Origin of the sequence: Streptomyces katrae, from assembly GCF_000966975.1 — a bacterium.
In the GTDB taxonomy this organism is placed as follows: Bacteria; Actinomycetota; Actinomycetes; order Streptomycetales; family Streptomycetaceae; genus Streptomyces; species Streptomyces katrae.
This window is the reverse complement of record NZ_JZWV01000701.1, coordinates 1-10,572: the sequence shown is the minus strand read 5'-3', so window position 1 is coordinate 10,572 and position 10,572 is coordinate 1. Positions and strand designations below refer to the sequence as shown.

The 10,572-nt window shown below is 72.1% G+C and carries 11 protein-coding genes, 1 pseudogene and 2 riboswitches; of the genes and pseudogenes, 10 read left to right on the top strand and 2 right to left on the bottom strand.

All coding sequences use genetic code 11. The annotated features are described in order from the left end of the window. Nucleotides 1-45 precede the first annotated feature (45 nt). The gene (locus tag VR44_RS24545) at nt 46-675 is read right to left on the bottom strand and encodes an AAA family ATPase (protein ID WP_425424530.1); all 630 of its coding nucleotides are present in this window, start codon (nt 673-675) and stop codon (nt 46-48) included. 244 nt (nt 676-919) lie between these two features. Then, nucleotides 920-1,023: riboswitch (glycine riboswitch) on the top strand. A 154-nt stretch (nt 1,024-1,177) separates the two neighbouring features. Here VR44_RS24545 and gcvT point away from each other — a divergent pair. From gcvT to VR44_RS24515, 6 genes and pseudogenes are all read left to right on the top strand, one after another. Next, a pseudogene (gene gcvT / locus VR44_RS24540) lies at nt 1,178-2,291 on the top strand (glycine cleavage system aminomethyltransferase GcvT). Nucleotides 2,292-2,371: 80 nt separating this feature from the next. Next, complete coding sequence (gene gcvH / locus VR44_RS24535) at nt 2,372-2,752, top strand: glycine cleavage system protein GcvH (protein ID WP_045949756.1); 381 nt, start codon at nt 2,372-2,374, stop codon at nt 2,750-2,752. A gap of 17 nt (nt 2,753-2,769) precedes the next feature. Next, entirely contained in the window at nt 2,770-4,026 is a 1,257-nt protein-coding gene (glyA, locus tag VR44_RS24530; RefSeq protein WP_042811644.1) for a serine hydroxymethyltransferase, read from the top strand. A gap of 259 nt (nt 4,027-4,285) precedes the next feature. Further along, a complete protein-coding gene (locus tag VR44_RS24525; protein WP_045949755.1) occupies nt 4,286-5,668 on the top strand; it encodes an L-serine ammonia-lyase in 1,383 nt (460 codons plus the stop codon). Between the two features lie 174 nt (nt 5,669-5,842). Beyond that, nucleotides 5,843-6,250 carry an SsgA family sporulation/cell division regulator gene (locus tag VR44_RS24520; protein ID WP_094191882.1) on the top strand — a complete coding sequence of 136 codons (408 nt, stop codon included), beginning with the start codon at nt 5,843-5,845 and terminating at the stop codon, nt 6,248-6,250. Between the two features lie 98 nt (nt 6,251-6,348). Then, a complete protein-coding gene (locus tag VR44_RS24515; protein WP_045949754.1) occupies nt 6,349-6,864 on the top strand; it encodes an AMIN-like domain-containing (lipo)protein in 516 nt (171 codons plus the stop codon). 9 nt (nt 6,865-6,873) lie between these two features. On the opposite strand, the gene VR44_RS24510 is transcribed toward VR44_RS24515, so the two are convergent. After that, entirely contained in the window at nt 6,874-7,584 is a 711-nt protein-coding gene (locus VR44_RS24510) for a flavodoxin family protein (protein WP_045949753.1), read from the bottom strand. Nucleotides 7,585-7,707: 123 nt separating this feature from the next. Further along, nucleotides 7,708-7,902, top strand: a riboswitch (cobalamin riboswitch). 30 nt (nt 7,903-7,932) lie between these two features. On the opposite strand from VR44_RS24510, the gene VR44_RS24505 reads away from it, so the two are divergent. The 4 genes from VR44_RS24505 to VR44_RS24490 are packed head-to-tail and all read left to right on the top strand — an operon-like array spanning nt 7,933 to nt 10,558. Beyond that, entirely contained in the window at nt 7,933-8,631 is a 699-nt protein-coding gene (locus tag VR44_RS24505; RefSeq protein WP_045949752.1) for an energy-coupling factor ABC transporter permease, read from the top strand. Further along, complete coding sequence (locus VR44_RS24500; protein ID WP_045949751.1) at nt 8,628-8,987, top strand: energy-coupling factor ABC transporter substrate-binding protein; 360 nt, start codon at nt 8,628-8,630, stop codon at nt 8,985-8,987. Before VR44_RS24505 ends, VR44_RS24500 begins: the two co-directional genes overlap by 4 nt. 3 nt (nt 8,988-8,990) lie before the next feature. Next, nucleotides 8,991-9,740 carry a cobalt ECF transporter T component CbiQ gene (cbiQ, locus tag VR44_RS24495; protein ID WP_045949750.1) on the top strand — a complete coding sequence of 250 codons (750 nt, stop codon included), beginning with the start codon at nt 8,991-8,993 and terminating at the stop codon, nt 9,738-9,740. Next, on the top strand, nt 9,737-10,558 hold the full coding sequence (locus VR44_RS24490; RefSeq protein ID WP_045949749.1) for an ATP-binding cassette domain-containing protein: 822 nt from the start codon (nt 9,737-9,739) through the stop codon (nt 10,556-10,558). Before cbiQ ends, VR44_RS24490 begins: the two co-directional genes overlap by 4 nt. Nucleotides 10,559-10,572: the final 14 nt, after the last annotated feature.

Below are 10,572 nucleotides of genomic sequence, written 5' to 3'. Positions count from 1 at the left end.
CGGCGGGGCTGATTTCAGCCCCGCGCAGCGGCGGTCGGCGCCGGGTCAGAGCGTGAAGGTGATTTCCGTCAGGTTCGCCGCCGCCGGGCGGTCCAGGAGGGTGGTCGAGGCGCAGCCTCGGGGGGCGTGGCCCGACTCCGCCGCCGACAGCAGGCTCGTCACCGCCGCGCGGTGGCGGGCGAAGGCGTACGCCGAGACGCCCCGGCCGCGGGCGGCTTGGCCGGCGAGGGCCTCCTCCGGGGTCGCGTCCAGCAGGAGGAGGTGCAGGCGCCGCCCCCGGCGCCGGGCGGACGCCGCCAGGAGGGCCCGGACCCAGGTCTGGGTGCCGCAGTCGTGGACGACCAGAGAGGCACCGGAGCGCAGCTCGCGCCACAGGGTCCAGTAGTGGGACGCCCGGACCAGCGGCCGGTACACCACGTACGGCAGCGCCGCCGGCATGCGCCGCTCCCAGCGCTCGCGGACGTCCTGGGAGTCGATGCCTCCGCCCGGCGCCGCCCGCTTGATCAGGGTGGACTTGCCGCCGCCCGGCAGGCCGGAGACGACCACGATGTCACCGGCCGGGAAGTTGAGCCGCCGCGGGCCGCGGGAGAGCGATCCGCGCAGGTCGCGGACCGTTCCGGGAGCTGCGGTCAGGGGCCGCGCCCCGACCTCGTCCACCGTTCCCGTACTGGTCACCACTCCGAATCTCCGCACCGTGATCGTCTCCCCCCGAGTCGGGCCGCGAGGGCCCCATGCCCGCTGAATGTAAAGAGACGGTAATCCCGGCGGGTCGGTTCCGGGCCCGCCGTCCGCCGGCTGGGACCCCGGGGGGCGCGGACGGCACCGGCGTTCCGTACGTTCTTGCGGGCCCCCCTGCCCGCTTCCGCCCGACCCGTGCAATGATGTGCGCCATCTGGACACCAACTGCATACCGGCCGCTTGAATCCGCGCGGGAGAGTCCCGGCCGGCCGAAAGGCCGCGCCCGGGCGCCGAAGGAGCAAGTCCCTCCCTTGAATCTCTCAGGCCCCGTACCGCGTGGATGAGGCAGATCTGAAAAGCGAGCTGTCCGCAGCTCCACCCAAGGTGCAAGTCGGCGTTCCCCCCGCGGGGACTCTCGGCGAACCTCTCAGGTTCCGATGACAGATGGGGAGGATCGTCCTCGTCATGTCATGCCCTGGGACCCGGGAGCCACACACCCATGAGCACTGCCCCCCGCCTGACCGCGCTCGACGCGCTGCACCGCTCGCTCGGTGCGACCATGACCGACTTCGCGGGCTGGGACATGCCGCTGCGCTACGCCAGTGAGCGCGACGAGCACAACGCCGTGCGGACCAAGGCCGGCCTCTTCGACCTCTCCCACATGGGCGAGATCACCCTGACCGGCCCGGAGGCCGTCAAGGCGCTGGACTACGCCCTCGTGGGCAACATCTCCACCGTCGGTGTCGGCCGCGCCCGCTACACGCACATCTGTCAGGAGGACGGCGGAATCCTGGACGACCTGATCGTCTACCGCCTCGGCGAGACCGAGTACATGGTCGTCGCCAACGCCTCCAACGCCCAGGTGGTGCTGGACGCCCTGACCGAGCGCGCCGCCGGCTTCGACACCGAGGTCCGCGACGACCGTGACGCGTACGCGCTGATCGCCGTCCAGGGCCCCGAGTCCCCCGGCATCCTCGCCTCGCTGACCGACGCCGACCTGGACGGCCTCAAGTACTACGCGGGCCTGCCGGGCACCGTCGCGGGCGTGCCGGCGCTGATCGCCCGTACCGGCTACACCGGCGAGGACGGCTTCGAGCTGTTCGTCTCCCCCGAGCACGCCGTGGAGCTGTGGCAGGCGCTGACCAAGGCGGGCGAGGGCGTCGGCCTGGTCCCGGCCGGCCTGTCCTGCCGCGACACCCTGCGCCTGGAGGCGGGCATGCCGCTGTACGGGCACGAGCTGACCACCTCCCTCACGCCCTTCGACGCCGGGCTGGGCCGGGTCGTGAAGTTCGAGAAGGAGGGCGACTTCGTCGGCCGCGCCGCCCTGGAGGCCGCCGCCGAGCGCGCCGCCACGCAGGCCCCGCGCAAGCTGGTCGGCCTGGTCGCCGAGGGCCGCCGCCCCGCGCGCCGGGTTCTCCGTGGTCGCCGGCGGCAAGGTGATCGGCGAGGTCACCTCCGGCGCCCCGTCCCCGACGCTGGGCAAGCCGATCGCGATGGCGTACGTCGACGCGGAGTACGCCGCGCCCGGCGCCTCCGGTGTCGGCGTGGACATTCGCGGTACCCATGAGCCGTACGAGGTCGTGGCCCTGCCGTTCTACAAGCGGCAGAAGTAGCGCCCGTACGCCGGACCGGCCGTCTCACTCCGCAAGACCACTGTTCGTTTCCACCGCACCGCATCCAGGAGAATCAGGTCATGAGCAACCCCCAGCAGCTGCGTTACACCAAGGAGCACGAGTGGCTGTCGGACGCCGTTGACGGCGTCGCGACGGTCGGCATCACCGCCTTCGCCGCCGACGCACTCGGTGACGTCGTCTACGCCCAGCTCCCCGAGGTCGGCGACACGGTCACCGAGGGCGAGACCTGTGGTGAGCTGGAGTCGACCAAGTCGGTCAGCGACCTGTACTCCCCCGTCTCCGGTGAGATCGTCGAGTTCAACCAGGACGTCGTGGACGACCCGGCGCTGGTGAACTCCGCCCCGTTCGAGGGTGGCTGGCTGTTCAAGGTGAAGCTCTCGGAGGAGCCCAAGGACGCGCTCTCCTTCGACGAGTACACCGCCCTCACCGCCGGTAACTGACACCCCAGGGGATCCTGATGTCCGTTCTGAACACCCCTCTCCACGAGCTCGACCCCGACGTCGCCGCCGCCGTCGACGCGGAGCTCGTACGCCAGCAGTCGACCCTGGAAATGATCGCGTCGGAGAACTTCGCTCCGGTCGCCGTCATGGAGGCCCAGGGCTCGGTGCTGACCAACAAGTACGCCGAGGGCTACCCGGGCCGCCGCTACTACGGCGGCTGCGAGCACGTCGACGTGGTCGAGCAGATCGCGATCGACCGCATCAAGGCGCTCTTCGGCGCCGAGGCCGCGAACGTCCAGCCGCACTCCGGTGCGCAGGCCAACGCCGCCGCGATGTTCGCGCTGCTGAAGCCGGGCGACACGATCATGGGCCTGAACCTGGCCCACGGCGGTCACCTGACCCACGGCATGAAGATCAACTTCTCCGGCAAGCTCTACAACGTGGTCCCGTACCACGTCGACGAGTCCGGTCAGGTCGACATGGCCGAGGTCGAGCGCCTCGCCAAGGAGTCCAAGCCGCAGCTCATCGTCGCCGGCTGGTCCGCCTACCCGCGCCAGCTGGACTTCGCCGCCTTCCGCCGGATCGCGGACGAGGTCGGCGCGTACCTGATGGTCGACATGGCCCACTTCGCGGGCCTGGTCGCCGCGGGCCTGCACCCGAACCCGGTGCCGCACGCCCACGTGGTCACCACCACCACGCACAAGACCCTCGGCGGTCCGCGCGGCGGTGTCATCCTGTCGACGCAGGAACTGGCGAAGAAGATCAACTCCGCGGTCTTCCCCGGCCAGCAGGGCGGTCCGCTGGAGCACGTGATCGCGGCCAAGGCCGTCTCCTTCAAGGTCGCAGCCTCGCCCGAGTTCAAGGAGCGCCAGGAGCGCACCCTGGAGGGCGCGAAGATCATCGCCGAGCGCCTGGTCCAGCCGGACGTCACCGAGGTGGGCGTGTCCGTCCTCTCCGGCGGCACCGACGTGCACCTGGTCCTGGTAGACCTGCGCAACTCCGAGCTGGACGGCCAGCAGGCCGAGGACCGGCTCCACGAGATCGGCATCACGGTCAACCGGAACGCCATCCCGAACGACCCCCGCCCACCGATGGTCACCTCGGGCCTGCGCATCGGTACGCCGGCGCTCGCCACCCGCGGCTTCGGCGCCGAGGACTTCCGCGAGGTCGCCGAGATCATCGCGCAGGCCCTGAAGCCGGCGTTCGACGCGGACGACCTCAAGGCGCGCGTCTCCGCGCTCGCCGCGAAGTTCCCGCTGTACCCGTCGCTGTAGTCACGGGCCAGGAGGGGCCCGGCCTTGTTCCGCACAGGGCCGGGCCCCTTTCTGCTGCCCTTCCCCGGCCCCCTCCCCCGCCGGGGCCACCGGAACGCGAGCTGACTCACGTCCACCGGACCCTTCCGCGAGCAGAAACGTTCATCTCCACGCGTTACGCTCGTCTGCCGGACAAAATCCGCAGATCCCCCGCGCACCACCCCGCTCCACCACACCCCTGCCCCTCTCCACCCCCACGAGCCGACAAGGGAGTCCGCCAGTGGCCATCTCCGTCTTCGACCTCTTCTCCATCGGTATCGGCCCCTCCTCCTCCCACACGGTCGGCCCGATGCGCGCCGCGCGCATGTTCGTGTCGCGGCTGAAGAAGGACGGCGTCCTCGCCCAGACCACGTCCGTCCGGGCGGAGCTCTTCGGCTCCCTCGGCGCCACCGGCCACGGCCACGGCACCCCCAAGGCGGTCCTGCTCGGCCTGGAGGGCCACTCCCCGCGCACGGTGGACGTGGAGACCGCCGACGACGAGGTGGAGCGGATCCGCCGCACCGGGAAGCTGCGGCTGCTCGGGACGGAGATAGGCGACGTCCACGAGATCGACTTCGACGAGCCGAGCCAGCTGATCCTGCACCGCCGCCGCTCGCTGCCGTACCACGCGAACGGCATGACCCTCTTCGCCTACGACGCCTCCGGCGCCCCGCTGCTGGAGAAGACCTACTACTCGGTCGGCGGCGGCTTCGTCGTGGACGAGGACGCGGTCGGCCAGGACCGGATCAAGCTCGACGACACCGTGCTGAAGTACCCCTTCCGCTCGGGTGACGAGATGCTCCGTCTCGCGAACGAGACCGGTCTGTCGATCTCCTCCCTGATGATGGAGAACGAGAAGGCCTGGCGGACCGAGGAGGAGATCCGCGAGGGTCTCCTGGAGATCTGGCGGGTCATGCAGTCCTGCGTCTCGCGCGGCATGTCCCGCGAGGGCATCCTCCCGGGCGGGCTGCGCGTCAAGCGCCGGGCCGCCGCCACGGCGCGCCAGCTGCGCACCGAGGGCGACCCGCTGCTGCACCGCAGCGAGTGGACGACGATCTACGCGATGGCGGTCAACGAGGAGAACGCGGCGGGCGGCCGCGTCGTCACCGCGCCGACCAACGGCGCCGCGGGCGTCCTGCCGGCCGTCCTGCACTACTACGTGAACTTCGTGCCCGGCGCGGACGAGGACGGCGTGGTGCGCTTCCTGCTGGCCGCGGGCGCGATCGGCATGCTCTTCAAGGAGAACGCCTCCATCTCGGGCGCCGAGGTCGGCTGCCAGGGCGAGGTCGGCTCGGCCTGCTCGATGGCCGCGGGCGCCCTGGCCGAGGTGCTGGGCGGCTCCCCCGAGCAGGTGGAGAACGCGGCCGAGATCGGCATGGAGCACAACCTGGGCCTGACCTGCGACCCCGTCGGCGGCCTGGTGCAGATCCCGTGCATCGAGCGCAACGGCATGGCGGCGGTCAAGGCCGTCACGGCGGCGCGGATGGCGATGCGCGGCGACGGCAGCCACAAGGTCTCCCTGGACAAGGTCATCAAGACCATGAAGGAGACCGGCGCGGACATGAAGGTCAAGTACAAGGAGACCGCGCGCGGCGGTCTCGCGGTCAACGTCATCGAGTGCTGATCCGAGCACTCTGAGCAGGGGCCCGGCGCGGTTGCGCCGGGCCCCTGCGCGTGGGTGGCCAAGAGGGGTCCCACGGCCCGTCCGGGTCGGGACCTTCGGCCCCCGGGCGGCGGCCGGTCCGTGCACTAGCGTGCTGCGGGGGGCGCTGTTACCCCGCGTAGAGAGGCAGCCGCCATGGCCATCACCGAACACCGTGTCCTGCCGCTGCGGCTGGAGGCCGCACCGCTGCCCGTCCCCCTGGAGGGCGTCTTCGTCTACCGCACGGACCGGCCGTACGAGGTCGCCGTCGAGTTCCGGGGCGCCGGGGTCCGGATAGCCCGCTGGGTGTTCTCGCGGGAGCTGCTGATCGACGGGCAGAGCTGCGCCACGGGCGAGGGCGACATACAGGTGTGGCCGCGCTGGAGCGGAACCGAGCCCCGCGTCCTGCTGGCCCTGAGCAACGGCGAACGCGGCTGCGTGGTCTCCGCCCGGGCCAAGGACCTGCGCGAGCTGTGCCGGCGGATGACCGAGCTGGTCCCGCGGGGGCAGGAGGACCGCCACTACGACCTGGACGCCGAGCTGAGCGCGCTGCTGACCTTCTGAGGCCGCGCCGGCGGCCAAGGGCGTGCAACCACGGGGCTCCCGTGGGTGTCATACCGGATGACAGGCATTTCACCGTCTCAGAGGATCGGGGGGACGCCATGCGTCACCACCCGCACCGCCGCCGGATCGTGGCCCTGGCCACGGGTGCCCTGCTGACCGCAGGGCTCGCGCTCGCCGCACCGGCTTCGGCGGCCGCCCCGGCCGCCGTCCGCTCGACCACCCCGCTCGTCGTCAACGCCCGCTGGGGCGGTCACTGCACGTACGACCGGATCGTGATCGACCTCCAGGGCTCCGTGCCCCCGTTCACCGTCACTCCCGTCTCCCAGCTGGTCTACGACGGGTCCGGCAAGCCCGTCCCGCTGCCCGGGAAGTACTTCCTGGAGATCCGTCTGCACCCGGCCGCCGGTCACGACGACGCGGGCAACAACGTCTACCAGGGTCCCAAGCTCCAGCAGATCGGCCTCAGCAAGCTCAAGGGCATCGCCCTGACCGGCGACTACGAGGGGTACGTGACCTTCGGCGCCGCCTTCGACACCCAGCCCGCCTACAGCACCTCCGTCCTGCACGCGCCCGAGCGGCTCGTGGTGGACGTCGCGCACCCGAACACCTGCTGAGGGCCCGCCCTAGCGGTGTTCCGGGTTCGGGAAGTCGAAACGGCAGCCGGCGTCCCACGCGGAGCGCTGGTTGCCGTGGGCGGGAACTCCCCCGGCGCGCTTGAGGAGCGCCGCGAGGTGCATCAGGTTCCACGACATGAAGGTCGTGTTCCGGTTGGTGAAGTCGTTCTCGGGGCCGCCGGAGCCCGGGTCCAGGTACGAGGGGCCCGGCCCCGCCTCGCCGATCCAGCCCGCGTCGGCCTGCGGCGGGACGGCGTAGCCCAGGTGCTGGAGGCTGTAGAGGACGTTCATGGCGCAGTGTTTGACGCCGTCCTCGTTGCCGGTGATCAGCGCCCCGCCGACCCGTCCGTAGTACGCGTACTGGCCCTTGTCGTTCAGCAGCGAGGAGCAGGCGTAGAGCCGCTCGATGACCTGCTTCATGACCGAGCTGTTGTCGCCGAGCCAGATCGGGCCGCAGAGCACGAGGATGTCGGCGTCCATGATCTGGCTGTAGAGCACCGGCCACTGGTCGCTCTCCCAGCCGTGGTCGGTCATGTCGGGCCAGACGCCGGTGGCGATGTCGTGGTCGACGGCGCGGATCAGCGAGGTCCGGGCCCCCGCGGACTCCATGACGGCGCGGCTCTTGGAGATCAGCCCCTCGGTGTTGCTGGTCTCGGGCGAGCGCTTGAGGGTGCAGTTGACGAAAACGGCGGACAGGTCGGAGTAGTCGAAGTCGGGCACGCCCCCACCCTGCGGGCCGGCCGCCGGCCCCGCCAGCGCTCGGCGCCCGTCCGGGGGAGGAAACGGAATTCGGCCATCCGATCGGCCGGATCGGTCCGGGTTGATACCGGTCCGTGCGGGCGACTAGGGTCAGCTGGCCTTGGTGTTCGGGAAACCGGTGGAAAACCGGTGCGGCCCTCGCCACTGTGATCGGGAAGTCCAGCTCCACCCCTTGCGGGAGCCACTGGGACCGCACGGGAGACCGTGCGGACCCGGGAAGGCGGAGCCGGGGCGGCAGTACCCGTCAGCCAGGAGACCGGCCGGGGCGCGTACGTCCATCCACGAGGTGCTGGAGAGGTCTCCCAACTCATGCACATAGCCGAGGGGTTCCTGCCCCCGCTGCACGCGGCCGCCTGGGGCGCCGCGTCCGCCCCGTTCGTCGTCCACGGGGTCCGCGCCCTGACCCGCGAGGTGAAGTCCCACCCCGAGAGCACCCTGCTGCTCGGTGCGTCCGGTGCGTTCACGTTCGTCCTGTCCGCCCTGAAGATCCCCTCGGTGACGGGAAGTTGCTCGCACCCCACCGGGACCGGGCTCGGCGCCATCCTCTTCCGGCCGCCCATCATGGCGGTGCTCGGCACCATCACCCTGCTGTTCCAGGCCCTGCTGCTGGCGCACGGCGGGCTCACCACCCTGGGCGCCAACGTCTTCTCGATGGCCATCGCCGGGCCCTGGGCCGGGTACGCGGTCTACAAGCTGCTGCGCAGGTCCGGCGCCCCGCTGATGGTCACCGTCTTCTTCGGGGCCTTCTTCGCCGACCTGGTCACCTACTGCGTGACCTCCGTCCAGCTGGCGCTGGCCTTCCCGGACCCGGCGAGCGGCTTCCTCGGCTCCCTGGAGAAGTTCGCGGGCATCTTCGCCCTCACCCAGATCCCGCTCGCGGTCAGCGAGGGGCTGCTGACGGTGCTCGTGATGCGGCTGCTGATGCAGTCGAGCAAGTCGGACCTGGTCCGGCTGGGGGTCGCGAAGCTGACCGGAGCGGGGCGGACCGAGGAGGCGGCGGCCCGATGACCAGGAACGCCAAGATCAACACCCTGCTGCTGCTCCTGGTGGCGGCACTGGCCGTGCTGCCGCTCGCGCTGGGGCTCGGCGAGGGCAAGGAGGAGCCCTTCACGGGCGCCGACGCCCAGGCGGAGTCGGCCATCACCGAGCTGAAGCCCGACTACAAGCCCTGGTTCTCCCCCCTGTACGAGCCCCCGTCGGGCGAGGTGGAGTCCGCGCTGTTCGCCCTCCAGGCGGCCCTGGGCGCGGGCGTGCTCGCGTACTACTTCGGGGTCCGCAGGGGCCGCCGCCAGGGCGCGGCGCAGGCGCGGGCACAGGGCGCGGCACGGGAACAGGACGCCGCCGAACCCGTACGGGAGCCGTAGCCGGTGCTGCCCATCGACGTCGCGGCGCACTCCAGCCGCTGGCGCGGCCGTCACCCGCTGGAGAAGGCCCTGCTCGGGTTCGGGCTGACCGTCACCGCCGTGTGCCTGCCGCCGTGGCCCGGCGGCCCGCTGGTGGCCGCGGCGACCCTCGCGGTGCTGCTGGGGCCCGCCGGGGTGTCCGGGCGGCAGCTGTGGCGGGCCTTCCGGGTCCCGCTGGGGTTCTGCGTCACCGGCGCGCTGCCGCTGCTGGTCTCGGTGGGCGGCCCGGACGGGTTCCTCGCGCCGGCCCCGGACGGGCCCCGGCACGCGCTGGACCTGCTGCTGCGCACCTCGGCGGCCTCCCTCGGGGTGCTGCTGTTCGCCTTCACCACGCCCGTCTCAGACGTGCTGCCCCGGCTGGTACGGGCCGGGGTGCCGGCACCGGTGGTGGACGTGGCCCTGGTGATGTACCGGATCGGCTTCCTGCTGCTGGACTCCCTGGCCCAGGTCCGCCGGGCCCAGGCGGCCCGGCTCGGGCAGGCCGGCCGGGCGGCCGCGTGGCGTTCGGTGGCCGGGCTCGCGGCGACCTCGTTCGTCCGGGCCTTCGACCGCGCCGCCCGGCTCCAGGAGGGCCTGGCCGGGCGCGGCTACGACGGCGCGCTGCGGGTCCTGGTCCCGCCGGCGGCGCTGTCCCGGCGGTTCCTGGCGGCCGCCGCCGCCCTGCTGGCCGGCCTGGTCGCGGGGACCCTCGTACTGAAGGAGCTGGGGTTGTGACCCCGTTGGTGGAGCTGGTCGGCGCGGGGTACGCGTACGAGGACGGGCCGGCCGTGCTGTCGGACGTGGACTTCGCGATCGCCGAGGGGCGGGCCCTGGTGCTGCTGGGCCGCAACGGCAGCGGCAAGACCACGCTGATGCGGCTGCTGAGCGGCGGCCTGCGGCCCGCGTCGGGCGCGCTGCGGCTGGAGGGCGAGGAGGTCGGGTACGACCGGCGGGGCCTGACCCGGCTGCGCACCACCGTCCAGCTGGTGGTGCAGGACCCCGACGACCAGCTCTTCGCGGCCTCCGTGGAACAGGACGTGTCCTTCGGCCCGATGAACCTGGGGCTGCCGGAGGCGGAGGTCCGCGAGCGGGTGGACTCCGCGCTGGCCGCGCTGGACATCACCGCGCTGCGCGACCGGCCGACGCACCTGCTGTCGTACGGGCAGCGGAAGCGGGCGGCGATCGCGGGCGCGGTGGCGATGGCTCCGCGGGTGCTGATCCTGGACGAGCCGACGGCCGGGCTCGACCCGGACGGGCAGGAGCGGCTGCTGGACGTACTGGCGAGGCTGCGGGCGGCGGGGACCACGGTGGTGATGGCCACCCATGACGTGGACCTGGCGGTGCGGTGGGCGGACGAGGCGGCTGTGCTCACGCCTTGCGGGATTCGGGTGGGGGCCGCTCCCGTCCTGCTGTCGGATCCCGAGCTGCTGGCCTCGGCGGGGCTGCGGATGGCGTGGTCGCCGACGGTGACGGCGTTCTTGCGCGCACACGGGTTCCTCGGCGCGGATGCTCCGGGGCCGCGGGTACCCGAGGCGCTGGGCGCGCTGGGCTGAGCGGGGTCGGGGGC

Coding starts and splice junctions, on each gene's coding strand:
- VR44_RS24505 (WP_045949752.1), top strand. CDS start 7,933: ATGCACATAGCCGAGGGGTTCCTGCCCCCGCTGCACGCGGCCGCCTGG.
- glyA (WP_042811644.1), top strand. CDS start 2,770: ATGTCCGTTCTGAACACCCCTCTCCACGAGCTCGACCCCGACGTCGCC.
- VR44_RS24520 (WP_094191882.1), top strand. CDS start 5,843: ATGGCCATCACCGAACACCGTGTCCTGCCGCTGCGGCTGGAGGCCGCA.
- gcvH (WP_045949756.1), top strand. CDS start 2,372: ATGAGCAACCCCCAGCAGCTGCGTTACACCAAGGAGCACGAGTGGCTG.
- VR44_RS24500 (WP_045949751.1), top strand. CDS start 8,628: ATGACCAGGAACGCCAAGATCAACACCCTGCTGCTGCTCCTGGTGGCG.
- VR44_RS24515 (WP_045949754.1), top strand. CDS start 6,349: ATGCGTCACCACCCGCACCGCCGCCGGATCGTGGCCCTGGCCACGGGT.